Below are 16,053 nucleotides of genomic sequence, written 5' to 3' on the forward strand. Positions count from 1 at the left end.
TCTACACATAGTTCTTGTAAAAAAGGTAAAAAAGGCAGACTCACTTGAGCAAGCCTTTTTTAACCTTCTAAAAATCTTGACTGATCCATAAGTCCTTGATCCAATCAGATAAAAATGGTGTATGGTTCATCATAAACTGTGCAACCAGTGAATCTTGCATCAAGCCTTGAACAACATCAATTTGAAGCACGGCAGCTACAAATAAAAGCACAAATACAATTAGGTACGTTTCTACTACACATAGAATTCCACCCAATAGTTTATTAATAGTTCGCAGAATTGGTAAGTGTGCAACAAAATCAAGCATGGTTCCTACAATATGCAAGATAATCCGCGTTGCAAAGAATAACAGGGCAAAGGCAATCGCTCTGTAGTATACATCTTCTGTATTAAAGGCCTGAAATAACATGCCCCCAATTCCATCACCATCAAACTCTGGAAAAGGAATAATAAGTCTAAATTGAATATTGTCTGCTAAGGCTCCTGAATATTTGTATGCAACAAATAACGATACAATAAAACCTGTAAGGTGAATAAGCTGAAGGATAAAGCCACGTCTTCTGCCTACAAAAAAACTGAACAATAGCATCAGCAAAATAATGATACTTAACATAATACGTACTCTCCTGTCGTGCTAATTTTCTTTTGAGTGTGACTCATTGGAACGAGCTTGCTTTTCTAGCTTTTTATATTCACTTACTGCATTAACTGCGGTAAGTACAGCAAGGCGGGTTGTATCTAAGTATGGATTCTTACGCTTCATTTCTCTCATTTGTTCATCAACATATCGAACAACTTCCTTAACATGAGCAGGATCTTCTTGACCGACAATTGTATATTGCTGACCATAGATAGAGACTGTTGTCCGTTGCTTTTTGTCATTTTGATTCGCCACCAAAAAAGCCCCCTCATTCACCCTATCCAATATTTGTTTATACACAAATGTCGGATGTGGTATACCTGCTACATTTTTTTCTTTAAAAGCGAGAAAACCCTAGCTTATATCATAACATGAAGCACAAATCTTTAAAACAAACATATTTCGCAAAAAAAAGAGGCCCGTTTTTACGGTCACCTCTTTTTGCAAATTATTGTCGTAACGTTGCACCAGCTTCTGATTCTAACCTTGCAAGTACAACTTGGTGAATTTCTTCTACATCAGTATCACGAAGGGTTTTCTCAGGATCTAGATAAGTTAATGAGAAGGCGAGTGACTTTTTACCATCTTCTAGATGTTCTCCTTCATAATGGTCAAATAATTGAACCTGTTTCAGCAATTCTCCTCCTGCATCTAGAATGATGCTCTCAAGCTCTCCTGCTGCTTGTTCTTTGTTCACAACTAGCGCAATATCTCTCGCAATAGAAGGGAATCTTGGTAGAGCTTCATACTGGACTACAGACACGTCATAGTGAAGTATGCTTTGCAAATCTATTTCAAATACAAAGGTTTCCCTTAAATCAGCCTCACGCTGAACAGTTGGGTGAAGTTGACCTAGATAACCAATCGTCTCACCATTGAGTAGCAACTCTGCCGTTCGACCTGGATGCATATGCGAGCGGGTAGACTGCTTATAGGTAATGACATCTTGTAAGCCTAATTCAGCAGCAATGCCTTCAATTACACCTTTGACAACAAAGAAATCGACAACTTTCTTTTCTCCTTGCCAACTGTTCTCCTGCCAAACTCCTGTTAAAGCTCCAGCTAGATATTCTTGTTCTCTTGGTTGAGTTAAAAGGGTTTCTTCTGTTGATTTGAAGATAGATCCTATTTCAAATACATGGACATTTTGGTTTTTGCGATTCACATTATATGATAAAACATCATACAGATGCGGCAATAAGCTCGTACGCATTGTACTGCGTTCTTCACTCATTGGCATTGATAACTGAATCAGTGACTGATCTTCCTTTTTGTAAGCCTTGGCTTTTGCCGGACTTGTTAGCGAATAGGTAATGACCTGGCTTAATCCTGCTGCTTCAAGGTATCTCGCTAGACGACGTCTTTTTGATTGATATGGCGTAAGTGCCCCCTGAGTTGTTGCTCCTTCAGGAAGAGTCGTTGGAATGTTGTCATATCCATAAATCCTTGCTACCTCTTCATATAGGTCTTCTTGAATTTGAAGGTCTGGGCGACGAATAGGTGCTGTCACCACAAAACCTTCTTCTGTTTGTTCATAAGGGAATCTTAGCTTATCAAAAATAGAGGCTATCTCAACAGCCGTGAGCTCCATTCCAAGTCTCTCATTCATTTTTTCTAACTTCAAATCAATTTTAGGCTCCGTTACTTCACGTGCATCCATACGTGTCTCACCAGAAAGAACTCTGCCAGAAGCAAGTTCTTTTATAAGCTTAGCTGCTCTTTTTGCTGCATGAGGTGTATTTTCAGGATTCACTCCTTTTTCAAAACGAGTGCTTGAATCACTACGTAGACCAAAAGCACGAGATGATTGACGCACCAATGAAGATTGGAAAACAGCTGCTTCTAATAGAATCGTTTTGGTTTCACGATCTACTTCCGTGTTTTGTCCACCCATCACTCCAGCTAAAGCTACTGGATACTCACCATTTGTAATCACTAATTGTTCCTCTGATAGAGAACGCGTTTGACCATCTAGAGTAATCAACTCTTCTCCGTCTTTCGCCCGGCGTACAACAATTTTATCAGAGGCTAATTTATCATAATCAAATGCATGTAAGGGCTGACCATATTCAAGCAGGACATAGTTTGTAATATCAACCACATTGTTTATTGGACGAATACCTGCGGCCAATAATCGATTTTGCAACCATTGTGGAGAAGTGCCCACTTGCACATCTTGAATCATGATTGCTTCGTAATAGCTTGCTTCCTCTTTATTTTCAACTTCAACTGAGATAAACGATTCAGCTTTCTCAGAATCTAACTGAACATCTTCGTCAGGAAGGCTTACTTCTTTTCCATAAAGGGCTGCTACTTCATAAGCGACACCAAGCATGTTTAAGCAGTCTGAACGATTCGGTGTCAAATCTAGCTCTAACACTTCATCTGTAAGATTTAGTGCTTCTAAAGCATCTGTCCCAGGTGTCACAGCATTAGGGAATACATAAATTCCTTCAGCCACTTCTTTTGATACAAGATTTGCATCAAAACCTAGCTCTTGCAGCGAGCAGATCATACCTTGAGAAAGCTCTCCACGAAGTTTTGCTTTTTTAATCTTAATATCTCCGGGAAGACGAGCTCCTATTTTAGCCACAACAACGGTCTGTCCCTCAGCAATATTCGCAGCACCGCAAATAATTTGAACAGGTTCATCTTCCCCAATGTCTACTTTACAGATATTAAGCTTATCTGCATCAGGGTGTTGTGTACACGACTGCACATATCCTGCAACAAGAGAGGTTGCGCCTTGATTTAAGGAATGAACAAAATCAATTTCAACTCCACCACGAGTCATTTTTTCAGCAATATCCGCTGCACTAATTCCATCTAAATCAACATATTGCTTTAACCAGTTATACGAAACAAGCATCTATTTTCTCCCCCTTCTTATACTCTTTTAAATTGTGCTAAAAACCGCGTATCGTTTGTATAGAAATGACGAATATCATCAATCGCATATTTAAGCATGGCTAGTCTTTCTACACCCATACCAAATGCAAATCCACTGTATTCATTCGGGTCAAATCCACTCATTTCTAATACCTTCGGGTGAACCATTCCTGCTCCAAGTACCTCAATCCATCCAGATTGTTTACACACTCGACAACCTGAACCTCCACAAAGACCACAAGAAACGTCTACCTCTACAGAAGGCTCTGTAAACGGGAAGAAACTCGGACGCAAACGAATTTCACGACTATCCCCAAAGAAACGTTTAACAAAGGAATCAAGGACTCCTCTAAGATCACTCATTCTTACATGATGATCAATATATAACCCTTCGATTTGCATAAATTGATGAGAGTGAGTGGCATCATCATTATCACGTCTGAACACTCGTCCTGGACAAATGATTTTTACAGGTCCCTTACCAGCATGTGCTTCCATCGTACGAGCTTGAACAGGTGATGTTTGGGTACGTAAAAGGAGCTCTTCTGTGAAATAAAAAGAATCCTGCATGTCACGTGCTGGGTGATCTTTAGGTAAATTTAGTGCTTCAAAGTTATAGTAGTCCGTTTCCACCTCAGGACCTTCCTCAACCGAGAAACCAAGTCCAATAAAAATATCTTCCACTTCTTCAACAACAGCTTGTAATGGGTGTCTTGAACCTTGTACAATCGGACGTCCTGGCATTGTTACATCCAGTTTTTGTTCCTCTAATTGTTTAGACACGCGGATTTCTTCTAATTTCTGTTCTTTTTCATCCAGCTTTGTTTTGATTTCATCTCGAACGTCATTCGCCATTTGACCAACAACCGGGCGCTCTTCTGCAGATAGCTTACCCATACCTCTTAGAACCTCAGTAATTGGACCTTTTTTTCCTAAGTATGAAACACGTACCTCCTGTAATGCTCGACCATCTTCTGCTGCTTCAATTTTTGCTAACGCTTCTTTTAAAAGGGCTTCCAATGTTTCCTTCATATTCATTCCTCCCATTTCTATAAAATAAAAAAAGAGCCTTCTCCCTGGAAAGGGACGAAAGACTCGTGGTACCACCCTACATTCAAAAACAGATGTCGCCATCTATTTAACTCTCTAACGGATAACGGCTTCTTAGCCGGAAACATCTTCGCAAAATGATGCGGTCCAATGTCTGCTCCAGAGTGAATTCAACCCTTCCATTTCCTTAAGATGCTCTCAGCAATCACATCTCTCTCTGCTAGGTGGTAAAAGGTATACTACTCTCTTTCTTAGCATTTATGTGTATGAATCTGTTCTTTATTATAGTGAATTCCAGCTTCTTCGCAACCGTAGCTCTTAAAAAGATTCATTTCGTAAATGATACAGCAAAATTCAGCTGCGATCGCCACATTTAAAGATTCTGCTTTCCCGTAAATCGGAATATATAGATTTTGGTCTGTTTCATCCAGCAGCTGTTTTTGAACTCCTTCGCCTTCGTTGCCTAAAATTAATGCAAAATTCTTTTGCGGTTCGATGGCTGTATAAGAGCTAGCCTGCTGTAAGGATGTACCAAAAACAGGTACACCCGCTTGTTTAAATGTATGAACCCATTCAAGCAGATCTCCTTTCACAATCGGCACATGAAAAATAGAGCCTTGGGATGCACGGATCACCTTACTATTATAAATATCAACTGATCCCTTTTCTAAAATGATTCCATCTAAACCAACTGCGTCAGCGGTTCGAATGAGTGTACCGATATTTCCAGGGTCCTGAACCCGATCAATCATCAAAAAACGTCCAGAGCGAGCTGGCACTTCGACGTATCCTGGTAGCACGCAAACCGCTATCACTCCTTGTGGTGAGTCCGTTTCACTTAAATCCTTCATGACACTTTCGGTTGTCAAAACAAGACGGTTTTGTTCAATGGTCCATTCTACAGGGAGAATCGTATCCTCTGTAATAATGACTGTATCTAACTTGATTCCTGCTTGAAGAGCTTCTTCAATGAGATGAAAGCCTTCTATTAAAAATTGTCCAAGCGTTTTCTCTGCCTCTTTTTTTATGTAGTTTCTTCCATTGTTTAACTAGTTCATTTTTGGTGGAATCAATTCGTTTCATTATGATCTCTTCCCTCTTTTCTGGATAGATATGTTCAGTCACATAAGTTGACAGATATCTTAGCTTTTCCTCAGCATATTCTACTTTAAACAAGCCATACTACATTGTATACAGATTTCTAAAAAAAAGGAGAGATTTTAATGGGTTTTAACCTACGTGGTGCGATTATGGCTAACATTCAAGGAAATAGTGAAGATGAGGTTGAAGCAACAATTGTTGACGCCATTCAAAATGGTGAAGAGAAAATGCTTCCAGGTCTTGGGGTATTATTTGAAGTCTATTGGAAAGAAGCAAATGAACAACAGAAAACCGAAATTTGCGATATCATCAGTCAAGGATTACAGGGGTAACATATAGTACAAAAGAGTGGACAGAAATGTTCTTATATCAAAAAAGCCGAACCATTATGATGTTGTTAGACTCACATAATGGTTCGGTTTTTTGTTCATCAAACTTAAGAGAGTAATGCGACCGCTACGGTCATACGCTATTAATACACCAAACCCTTAAGAATACGTAATTGCATGCACTGTATCGTGATCTAGTTTCTTAATTACTTCAACAATAAGCTTAACCGCATTCTCATAATCATCTCGATGTAAGATGGCCGCGTGAGTGTGGATATAACGAGTGGCTACTGTGATAGAAAGTGCTGGCACACCATTTGCCGTTAAATGAATCGCACCTGAATCCGTGCCTCCACCTGCCATTGATTCAAATTGATAAGGAATATTGTGATCATCTGCTGTTTTGACAACAAAATCACGTAAGCCCTTATGTGCAATCATGGACGCATCATAGAGAACGATTTGTGGACCGTTGCCCATTTTGGCTAACGCTTCATTTTCGGTAATGCCTGGTGTATCTCCTGCAATTCCAACATCGACACCAAATCCAATATCAGGTTGAATTAAATGAGCGGATGTTTTTGCCCCTCTAAGTCCTACTTCTTCCTGTACGGTACCAACACCGTATACAGTGTTTGGATGATCCACATCCTGAAGTAGTCTTAACACATCGATAGCAATTGCACAGCCAATGCGATTATCCCATGCTTTTGCCATAAGTAGCTTTTCATTTTTCATAACGGTGAATTCACAAACAGGAACAACCGCATCTCCAGGACGTACGCCAAAGCTCTGTGCTTGTTCTTTGTTCTCTGCACCAATATCAATAAACATATCTTTTATCTCAACCGGTTTTTTTCTTGCTTCTGGAGTCAAGATGTGTGGTGGTTTTGATCCAATAATTCCAGGCACATCTCCATTTTCAGTTACAATGGTTACTCGTTGAGCAAGCATAACTTGCCCCCACCAGCCTCCTACTGTTTGAAAGCGAAGAAATCCTTTATCATCAATAGATGTAACCATAAAACCTATTTCATCTAAATGTCCTGAAACCATAATTTTAGGACCATCTGTCGCTCCAACTTTTTTAGCCACTAGGCTTCCTAGTCTGTCCGTGTAAACTTCATCTGCATACGGCGCTATGTATGTATTCATGACCTTGCGTGCCTCTGCCTCAAATCCAGAAATTCCTTTTGCATCTGTTAAGTCTTTTAGCATTTTAAGCTGTTGATCTTCTTTCATCTGTCTTCCTCCTCAGTCTTCTTCACAAGGGCTAATTCGTCGTTATCTATGTAATTCTAAAATTTATTTTATTTTTTTTTGAAAATCATGCAACCCTTTTTGTATTCATTCGTATAGCATAGCATAAGACTAACTCAAATTCATAATTTGAGTAGAGCCGGAGGGGGCTTTTGCCGTATGATGGTCATACTTTTTAGACTAATGTTGTTTTTAGCCTTACTTATTGTTGCATATAGTATAATAAAATATTTTTTTCAACCTCTACGTAAACTTGAGAAGGCACATCGACACAATCAATTCTTTTTTCTCGATGACCAAAAGGATGTACGTAAGAACTTCTCTTTAACATACAAAGGCGTTATGTTTGAAGGGGAAAAATATATGGGTGCTACAGACACCTCTTTTGATATTATAACCATTTATGTATGGACTAACGATTACAATGCCTTACAAGGATTAATGCGAGAAGACTTCCAATTTATAGAAGATGATATTCGCATTCGATATCCTGAGGCAGCGGTTGAATGGAAGTCTCCAATCAAAGAATTTCTTCGTGATCAGAAGTAATAAGTAAAAGGCCTTTAAGGAATATTCCTCAAAGGCCTTTTACTTTTACATCATGAAGCTGAATCACGGTAACCCGTATTTGCCTTAACCTTAACCTCTGCGTATTTCACAGCATCTGCTTTTTTAGATGAAAGCATGGTGCCAACTACACCACCTAAAAAGCCTGCTGGAACAGAGATAATTGCTGGATTAGTTAATGGGAAAAGTGGTGTACCCGTAATAATTCCTGAGCCATCAGCCGCAAACACATTAGGGCTGAGAGAAACTAAAACAATGGCCGTCATTAATCCAGATAACATCGCCCAAATGGCTCCGGTTGTATTAAAGCGCTTCCAATAAATCGTGTATACGATTACTGGTAAATTTGCGCTGGCAGCTACACAAAAGGCTAGTGCCACGAGGAAAGCCACATTCATATTTTGTGCAAATAACGCGAGCAAAATCGAGAATACTGCGACGCCAATAGATGCCGACCGAGCAGCAATAACCTGTTCTTTCTCTGTTGCTTTTCCTTTACGAATAATTTGATTAAAAATATCATGTGCAAATGCAGATGCTCCTGACAACACAAGTCCGGCTACCACTGCAAGGATTGTTGCAAACGCAACAGCTGCAACAAACGACATAAATAATTCGCCACCTAAGGCTTCAGCAAGTAGTGGGGCTGCCATATTACCTGCACTGTTAGCGGCTCTAATTGTATCACTACCAACAAATGCTGCTGCACCAAAACCGAGAAAAATCGTCAGCACATAAAATATTCCTACGATCCATGTCGCTGTTACAACCGAGCTTCGAGCTGTTTTTGCGTCACGAACAGTAAAAAATCGCATCAGAATATGTGGAAGTCCGGCTGTGCCAAGCACTAGAGCTAGCATTAAAGAAATGGAGTCTAACGGTGCTCGTCCTTGTAGACCTGGATTTAGGTAACTGGATCCATGCTCCGTTACGGTTTTCATTTCTTCAAACATGCCTACTATATTAAAATTAAACTTAAATAAGACCATCACAGAAATAACAAGAGTTGCGACCATTAAAAGAACGGCTTTAATGATCTGAACCCAACTAGTAGCAGTCATACCTCCAAATAGAACATATATGGTCATCATGATCCCTACTAGTGCAACAGCCCATGGATAGCTTATTCCAAACAAAAGCTGAATTAATGCACAAGCCCCAACAAGCTGTGCAATCATATAAAAAATAACAATGGTTAATGTACTAAATGCAGCAACTCCTCTGACTTTTCTTGCGTCAAAACGAGCATGGATCATATCTACTAGTGTATATTTTCCAAGGTTACGCAATGGCTCTGCTACAATAAATAGCACAACTAGATAGGCAACTAAATAACCAATACTGTAAAAGAATCCATCAAATCCAAACAGAGCAATTGCCCCAAGCAATACCGAGAAAAGATGCTGCCGAGAGATAATCACCTGCGATGGCTAGTCCATTCTGCCAGCCGGTTAACCCTCCACCCGCTGTATAAAAATCACTTGCTGATTTTGTTCGTTTCGCAGCAAAATATGTAATTACAAGTGTGCTGCCAACAATAAGAAGAAAAAGGGTGATGACCATCCAATTCATTTAGACTCCTCCTTTTTGGCGTCAGAAAGAATGACATCTGCTTTTTTATCAAACTGTGCAGCCTTTTTCACATACATAATACATAAAGTCCACGTCATGATAAATTGTGCAAGAGCTAAAATCCAAGCCCATGTAATACTTCCAATAGCAGGATTGTTCAAAATAGTGGTGTACGAAGCGAGAATAGGGAGTGAGAAATAAAAGAGCAAAAAGAAAACAGTAAGCGGGATAATAAATCGTTTCTTTTCTTGCATGAGTGCTTTAAACTTCGTGCTTTTTTCAATCTGACTGTAGTGAAGCGGTGGATTTTCCTCTGATTTAGATACGTCTAGATTTACCTGACTCAACTAGATCACCCTTCTTCCTTTAACGGATTACTTGCAGTCAAACCATCTTACATACTAATAGGGTAAAGCAGGTGGAAGACTCTGTCAATAAAAAAGTAAAGCGCTTACATTATATAAAAAAAAACTCTCTTATTCATTTAGTGAAAAATTGAATGGGAGAGCTTTGCTAAAAATACGTTTTATACTAACGGGTCACCGCTTGATCACTCCAATTTCTACTAAGGATCATTAGTAGAATTAAAAAGGATGCAAGGATTAGTAAACCCCATGAATTAAGGTTATAAAGTAAGTTGCCAAACGATGTATAAACAATGGCCATTGGTATATTCATAATAAATGATTGTCTAACAAATTCATTAAAATCCGTTGTTTTCTCCATCACATAAAAAGATAGAACATGAAAATGAACAAATGGAACCAAACGAAAAACAGAAAGCTGCCAAACATTAAGGTCTGGATCTTTTTTTAAGACCTTTGCCTTTAGTCTTGCTAAACGTTTATGAAGCCAAGGTACATACTTCATTAGAATATAAAAGCTAATCGATGATCCCATCAATCCTATAAATGAATAAAGAGATCCAAAAACGCCTCCAAAAAGAAATCCTCCAAGCTAGACATATTAATAAAACAGGTATAAATAAGACCTGTCTAATAAGATGTAGGAGAATAAAGAAAAAAGGACCAAGCAGCCGGCATTTTCAATAAATCGTGTTAATGGTTCTACATATTCTTCCAATCCGCAACAGTCTCCCCTCTTCCTTATCTTATGCTTGTATAGATAGAAGGATGAACAAAAGAATGCTGATATGTACAAGGATAAGAATCGGCAACCCGATTGAAAATTTCGGATGCTTTGTTTTATGTCTACATACACGCATTCCAATAAATGAACCGAGACTTCCACCAAATAATGCAATCAATAGTAGCGTTTTTTCAGGTGTTCTTCGCTTTTGCTTAATTGCCAGTTGTTTATCTCGATACATACTCACAAAACCAAGCGATCGTCATAATGATTCCATACATAAGGATTAAACCATAGACTTCAAGCATTTTGTTTCCTCCGATCACCATACAAGAAAAAAAGCGCTGTCCGATGACTGCGCTTTTTACTCTAATACTTAGCCTTTAAGGCTTGTTTTTGCTTTTTCTGCTAATGCAGTAAATGCTGCTTCATCATTAACAGCTAAGTCAGCAAGCATTTTACGGTTAACATTAATCTCAGCAAGCTTAAGTCCATGCATCAAACGGCTGTAAGACAATCCGTTGATACGTGCAGCTGCGTTGATACGTGTAATCCAAAGTTTACGGAAATCACGTTTCTTTTGACGACGGTCACGGTAAGCATAAAGTAATGCTTTCATTACCTGTCCTTGTGCTGATTTGAATAACGTATGCTTAGAACCATAATACCCTTTAGCTAACTTTAATACTTTCTTACGACGACGACGAGCGACATATCCGCCTTTTACTCTTGGCATCGCTAATCCCTCCTTTATAATCCGATACAGATCAATTATTTTTTATAAGTTAACATTTGACGAATGCGTTTGAAGTCTCCAGAATGAACCATAGCTGATTTACGCAGCTTACGTTTTTGCTTTTGAGACTTGTTACGGAACATGTGGCTTGTAAAACCGTGTGAACGTTTTAGTTTGCCGCTTCCTGTACGTTTGAAACGCTTAGCAGCGCCTCGGTGTGTTTTCATTTTTGGCATGAATCTAATCCTCCTTTAATGTGGTTCAAGACAGGCTGTTATTTCTCCGCATTTGGAGCAAGCACAAGGAACATGCTACGGCCTTCCATTTTTGGTCTCGCTTCAATTGTAGCAATATCTTCACATTCTTTAGCCAAACGCTCAAGTACTACGCGACCAATCTGTGAATGAGTAATTGCACGTCCACGGAACCTAATAGCTGCCTTAACCTTGTCACCCTTCTCAAGAAACTTACGTGCATTACGTAGTTTCGTATTGAAGTCATGATCCTCAATCGTTGGGCTCAGACGGACTTCTTTAGTATTAATAATCTTTTGGTTTTTGCGTGCTTCTTTGTCTTTCTTCTGTTGCTCATAGCGGTATTTTCCATAATCCATTATGCGGCAAACAGGCGGTTTTGCAGTTGGTGCTACGCACACAAGGTCAAGGTTAACACTTTGGGCCATCTCAAGCGCTTCAAATTTCGATTTCACACCAATTTGATCGCCATTTGCTCCAATAAGACGTACTTCCCGGGCACGAATCCCTTCATTGACCAACATGTCTTTACTAATAATGAGCCACCTCCACTGGATTTGATCTTGCAGACTAAACAAAGTCAAAATAGGTCATCGTATATTGACGTGTGTACAAGAAAGTAACAGCAGTACGCTTTAACAAAATTCCACACAAAAAAGTGCGGACGCACTGCGCCCACACTTGATAACTCGTTAATTACAAAAACGAATGATACCTACCAACATCTGTCGATCAGGTGAGAAGCGGGCGCTTCTGCTTTCTTATAGTCTGTTTAATAACACTCTTAGAATATTATCATAGGCAAGTCTTGCTGTCAACAACTTCATTACGCAATGTGAAATCCTCGGTGATACGAATGCTTTTGTTAACCGATTGAACGATGGGACAGTTCTTAGTGGCAAGCGACAACGCCTTAGCAATAGTCTGTCTTGAAGCATCTGTACCAATAATGGTGAAGTGAAGCGCAACATCAGTCACCTCATTCACCCCTGCTTCATTTCTGGTTACATCAGCCGTTAGTTCAATATCGCTAAAAGAAATTCGTTTCTTCTGAAGAACTTTCCTCAATACTCCACCACTACAAACGGCGATTGAAGAGACCAATAATTGATAAGGTCGAAATCCAAACTCTTCGTTTCCAGAAACCTCAAGTGTTCCAAATGAAGTTTTGTGTTCGAAACCATTTTCATTCATCTTAAACTGCATCCTGATCTCTCCTCTCGACTGTTTGATTAAAGTTGATGTGAAGCGATCTCTTTAACTAGCTGAGCCAAAAAGTCTTCTTTATTCACCACTTGTTGTTCCTGCTCGCCATACTTACGGATATTAACCGTTCCATCGGCAACCTCTTTGTCACCTAGTACCAGCATATATGGTGTTTTTTTCATTTGTGCTTCGCGGATCTTATAGCCAATTTTTTCATTTCGCTCATCTAGCTGAACACGTACTCCCGATTCTTCAAGAAGCGATTTCACACTTTGTGCATAGTCCAAATGAGCTTCAGGAGAAACTGGAATCACTTGAACTTGAACAGGTGCCAACCATGTTGGAAATGCTCCAAGCAAAGTGTTCAATTAAAATAGCAATAAAGCGGTCAATCGAACCGAATACAGCACGGTGGATAACAATTGGACGATCTTTTTCACCTTGCTCATTTACATACGTTAGATCAAATTTCTCTGGCATTTGGAAATCCAATTGAATCGTCGCACACTGATGGCTACGTTTTAGGGCATCCTTGATATGAAAGTCGATCTTCGGTCCGTAAAATGCACCATCACCCTCATTTAGGATGTAATCAACATTTAGGTCCTTTAATACATTTTCAAGTGATTGCTCTGCTTGTTGCCAAAGCTCGTCCGCTCCCATTGAATCCTCAGGACGTGTGGAGAGCTCCACAGAATACTCAAATCCAAATGTGCTGTAAATTTGGTCAACTAAACCAAATACTTGTTTGAGCTCATCTTCAATTTGATTTGGTGCAACAAAGATATGTGCATCATCCTGTGTAAACGTACGTACGCGCAACATTCCATTTAAAGAACCACTCAACTCATGACGGTGTACCTGTCCAAATTCAGCCATACGAATAGGCAGATCACGATAAGAATGCTGTGTATTTTTGTAGATCAACATATGACCAGGACAGTTCATCGGTTTTAATGCAAAACGTTTATCATCAACATCAGAGAAATACATATTGTCATGATAGTGGTCCCAGTGACCTGACTGCTCCCACAGACGCTGATTCATCATCAACGGTGTTCTAACTTCTTGATAACCAGCCTTTGTGTATAGATTACGCGAGAAATTCTCAAGCTCTGTACGGATAGTCTGGCCGTTAGGAAGGAAAAACGGCATACCAGGAGCTTCCTCAGAAAACATAAACAGCTCAAGTTCTCGTCCAAGCTTACGATGATCACGTTCCTTTGCTTGGCGAAGCAGATCTAGATGCTCATCCAATTCAGCTTGTTTGAAAAACGCTGTTCCATAAATCCGCTGAAGCATTTTGTTGTCGCTGTTACCTCTCCAATAAGCACCAGCTAAATTTTGTAGCTTAAATGCTTTAATTTTATTTGTAGAGGGTACATGAATTCCACGACATAAATCAAAGAATTCACCTTGTTCATAAATCGTTACCTGTTCACCTTCTGGAATCGCCTCTAGTAGTTCTTGTTTATACTCATCATCACCAAACTTAACCTTCGCCTCTTCACGACTTGCTTCCAAACGGTGAATTTCAAGATTTTCAGACACGATCTTTTTCATTTCTTTTTCAATCTTTGGCAGATCCTCTTGAGTAATCGACTCTTCTGAATCAATGTCATAGTAGAACCCGTCCTCGATTACTGGACCGACACCAAGCTTCACGTTTTTAAATAACCGGCGTACTGCCTGTGCCATTAAGTGAGCTGAACTATGTCTAAGAATTTCAAGTGCTTCATCTGATTCTGGTGTAATGATTGCCACTTCACCACTTTCAGGAATAGGTCGTTTTAAATCAATCAGCTGTCCATTGATTTTACCAAGCGATAGCCTTTTTCTTTAGTCCAGGACTAATAGAAGCTGCTACATCCTCAGTTGTTGAACCTTGAGGAAACTCCTTTTTTGCTCCATCTGGAAAAATCAGTTCTAACATATTCTCCATCTTCTAAACACTCCCTCTTTACTATTTTCGAGCACAAAAAAAACACTCGTCCCTTCCAAATGAAGGGGCGAGTGTGGTTCGCGGTTCCACCCTAATGTCCGTAATACGGCTTATCTTACAGATAACGGCTGCGTTCCGGCATCGGATACTTATGTTTTCCCCGATGCAGTTTAAAGGTGGTAAGGTCATAGTTCTGTGTTTTGAGGCTCTCACCATTCACCTCATTCTCTGAAAAACCATTCCATATGCCTCGTATCCTCATCTACACTGTTCATATCATGTGAATTATTAATATGTAGTATATTATAGGGAGGCAATAGGAAAAAATCAAGTGGGTTCATGTTTTTTATCTATTTGTTCTTTAAGAGGGTAGATATGAAGACGTTCTTCAAAGATCGACTGAATGGATAAAACCACACCGTTTTCTGGCTCATCTGTGAATACATGTACTTCAGCCGGAACCATGCTAACCAATGGACTAATCATCATATCTTGCACATCTACACCTTCTTCAAAAATCAGCTCTTCCTCCAAATAGAACAAAATTTCTTCCTTAGTTAGCTCCCGGAACTGTGAATCATAGAGAGTAAATACCTCGTCATGAACAACATATAGATGACTAACCTTAGGTGGCGTTTTTCTTAAATGCTGTCTGTAGTTCTCTAGCATGTTTTGATAATCCTGCTCCAACATGTATTCATCAATTGCCATTTCCACACAATCAATTAGTAATTCTCCATACTCTCTAAGGCGGAAGGTCAAAAACGGCTCATAATAAAAGGATGTTTCTTGCTCAATATTCGTCGCAAATGCTCGATAAATAAATTCTTTTCGATTAAAGAATAATTGAATGTCTGGAAGGTCCTGTTTATCACCTTCTAAAATCAATTTTGCAATGGAAAGAATTTGATACTGTTCCTCTTTGTCGGTAAAATAAAACATCGATTCGATAATCGACAATAACCACTCTTCCTCTTTACTATTAATAACAAATTCCGTTAACAATGATGCTAAAAGGGGATGAAATGAATCATAAAAACTAACTTTAACATCTTGATAACTGACATATAAAATACCATCTTCGTTTACCTTTATATCCGCTCCAAGGCCATAGGGCTGATACTTTTCTACATAGTGAGTTAATTCATGATATAGTTTACGGCAATCTACTTTTTCTTCAAAATGGATAGCGATCAACCAATATTCCCCCTTACCTAATCAAACTAGTCGATACACAACGTTGTCCGTATGCCTGACATGGGCTCTATTTCATCCTATGTGTAAAAAAGCAGAACATACCGGGTACTCATTGTTTTTTGTACGACACATTCCTCCAAATGGGACAGTTCGTCGTTTGGTTTCTCGTTATTTATGAGAGAAAGAGGAGGCTGCAGTCCTTCCGCTACCGAGATGGGGGC

The 16,053-nt window shown here is 39.4% G+C and carries 16 protein-coding genes, 3 pseudogenes and 2 other annotated features; of the genes and pseudogenes, 2 read left to right on the forward strand and 17 right to left on the reverse strand.

Going from position 1 to position 16,053, the window contains the following annotated elements; all coding sequences use genetic code 11:
• Window positions 1-67 precede the first annotated feature (67 nt).
• The 6 genes and pseudogenes from NDM98_RS06865 to NDM98_RS24440 form a co-directional block, all read right to left on the reverse strand.
• On the reverse strand, window positions 68-613 hold the full coding sequence (locus NDM98_RS06865) for a CvpA family protein (protein WP_251605683.1): 546 nt from the start codon (window positions 611-613) through the stop codon (window positions 68-70).
• Between the two features lie 21 nt (window positions 614-634).
• Window positions 635-895 (reverse strand): cell division protein ZapA, encoded by a 261-nt coding sequence (zapA, locus tag NDM98_RS06870; protein ID WP_251605686.1) that lies wholly within the window; start codon window positions 893-895, stop codon window positions 635-637.
• A gap of 193 nt (window positions 896-1,088) precedes the next feature.
• Window positions 1,089-3,509, reverse strand: coding sequence for a phenylalanine--tRNA ligase subunit beta (gene pheT, locus NDM98_RS06875; protein ID WP_251605688.1), 2,421 nt, complete (start codon window positions 3,507-3,509; stop codon window positions 1,089-1,091).
• Window positions 3,510-3,526: 17 nt separating this feature from the next.
• Window positions 3,527-4,561, reverse strand: coding sequence for a phenylalanine--tRNA ligase subunit alpha (pheS, locus tag NDM98_RS06880; RefSeq protein ID WP_251605690.1), 1,035 nt, complete (start codon window positions 4,559-4,561; stop codon window positions 3,527-3,529).
• Between the two features lie 47 nt (window positions 4,562-4,608).
• Window positions 4,609-4,841: a binding site (T-box leader), on the reverse strand.
• Complete coding sequence (locus NDM98_RS06885) at window positions 4,831-5,430, reverse strand: TrmH family RNA methyltransferase (protein WP_307728714.1); 600 nt, start codon at window positions 5,428-5,430, stop codon at window positions 4,831-4,833. (Overlaps the previous feature by 11 nt.)
• Window positions 5,431-5,436: 6 nt before the next feature.
• Window positions 5,437-5,607: pseudogene (locus tag NDM98_RS24440) on the reverse strand (RNA methyltransferase substrate-binding domain-containing protein); the annotation flags it as partial.
• Between the two features lie 195 nt (window positions 5,608-5,802).
• Here NDM98_RS24440 and sspI point away from each other — a divergent pair.
• On the forward strand, window positions 5,803-6,012 hold the full coding sequence (gene sspI / locus NDM98_RS06890; protein ID WP_251605692.1) for a small acid-soluble spore protein SspI: 210 nt from the start codon (window positions 5,803-5,805) through the stop codon (window positions 6,010-6,012).
• A gap of 156 nt (window positions 6,013-6,168) precedes the next feature.
• Here the strand turns inward: sspI and NDM98_RS06895 are convergent, their stop codons facing one another.
• Window positions 6,169-7,251, reverse strand: a complete 1,083-nt coding sequence (locus tag NDM98_RS06895; RefSeq protein WP_251605694.1) for a M42 family metallopeptidase — start codon at window positions 7,249-7,251, stop codon at window positions 6,169-6,171.
• Between the two features lie 177 nt (window positions 7,252-7,428).
• Between NDM98_RS06895 and NDM98_RS06900 the strand changes: the two genes are divergently transcribed.
• Window positions 7,429-7,818 carry a sigma-w pathway protein ysdB gene (locus tag NDM98_RS06900; protein WP_307728715.1) on the forward strand — a complete coding sequence of 130 codons (390 nt, stop codon included), beginning with the start codon at window positions 7,429-7,431 and terminating at the stop codon, window positions 7,816-7,818.
• A gap of 50 nt (window positions 7,819-7,868) precedes the next feature.
• On the opposite strand, the pseudogene NDM98_RS06905 reads toward NDM98_RS06900, so the two are convergent.
• The 10 genes and pseudogenes from NDM98_RS06905 to ytxC form a co-directional block, all read right to left on the reverse strand.
• Window positions 7,869-9,408, reverse strand: a pseudogene (locus NDM98_RS06905) (solute symporter family protein).
• Window positions 9,405-9,755 (reverse strand): DUF485 domain-containing protein, encoded by a 351-nt coding sequence (locus NDM98_RS06910; RefSeq protein WP_285803892.1) that lies wholly within the window; start codon window positions 9,753-9,755, stop codon window positions 9,405-9,407. The pseudogene NDM98_RS06905 and the gene NDM98_RS06910 overlap by 4 nt, the downstream one beginning before the upstream one ends.
• 184 nt (window positions 9,756-9,939) lie before the next feature.
• Window positions 9,940-10,308 carry a TVP38/TMEM64 family protein gene (locus tag NDM98_RS06915; protein ID WP_251605696.1) on the reverse strand — a complete coding sequence of 123 codons (369 nt, stop codon included), beginning with the start codon at window positions 10,306-10,308 and terminating at the stop codon, window positions 9,940-9,942.
• A 211-nt stretch (window positions 10,309-10,519) separates the two neighbouring features.
• Entirely contained in the window at window positions 10,520-10,744 is a 225-nt protein-coding gene (locus tag NDM98_RS06920) for a DUF1294 domain-containing protein (protein ID WP_308807690.1), read from the reverse strand.
• A gap of 129 nt (window positions 10,745-10,873) precedes the next feature.
• Complete coding sequence (gene rplT / locus NDM98_RS06925; protein ID WP_203089702.1) at window positions 10,874-11,233, reverse strand: 50S ribosomal protein L20; 360 nt, start codon at window positions 11,231-11,233, stop codon at window positions 10,874-10,876.
• Window positions 11,234-11,268: 35 nt separating this feature from the next.
• On the reverse strand, window positions 11,269-11,469 hold the full coding sequence (gene rpmI / locus NDM98_RS06930) for a 50S ribosomal protein L35 (RefSeq protein ID WP_203089699.1): 201 nt from the start codon (window positions 11,467-11,469) through the stop codon (window positions 11,269-11,271).
• Window positions 11,470-11,507: 38 nt separating this feature from the next.
• Entirely contained in the window at window positions 11,508-12,011 is a 504-nt protein-coding gene (gene infC / locus NDM98_RS06935) for a translation initiation factor IF-3 (RefSeq protein ID WP_251609004.1), read from the reverse strand.
• Window positions 12,012-12,133: 122 nt separating this feature from the next.
• Window positions 12,134-12,252 (reverse strand) — a sequence feature (ribosomal protein L20 leader region).
• A 30-nt stretch (window positions 12,253-12,282) separates the two neighbouring features.
• Window positions 12,283-12,693 carry an OsmC family protein gene (locus tag NDM98_RS06940; RefSeq protein ID WP_251605700.1) on the reverse strand — a complete coding sequence of 137 codons (411 nt, stop codon included), beginning with the start codon at window positions 12,691-12,693 and terminating at the stop codon, window positions 12,283-12,285.
• A gap of 26 nt (window positions 12,694-12,719) precedes the next feature.
• Window positions 12,720-14,635, reverse strand: a pseudogene (gene thrS, locus NDM98_RS06945) (threonine--tRNA ligase).
• A 327-nt stretch (window positions 14,636-14,962) separates the two neighbouring features.
• Window positions 14,963-15,832 carry a putative sporulation protein YtxC gene (gene ytxC, locus NDM98_RS06950; protein ID WP_251605702.1) on the reverse strand — a complete coding sequence of 290 codons (870 nt, stop codon included), beginning with the start codon at window positions 15,830-15,832 and terminating at the stop codon, window positions 14,963-14,965.
• Window positions 15,833-16,053 lie beyond the last annotated feature (221 nt).

The sequence above is a fragment of the Alkalicoccobacillus plakortidis genome (assembly GCF_023703085.1).
Classification (GTDB): Bacteria; Bacillota; Bacilli; order Bacillales; family Bacillaceae_D; genus Alkalicoccobacillus; species Alkalicoccobacillus plakortidis.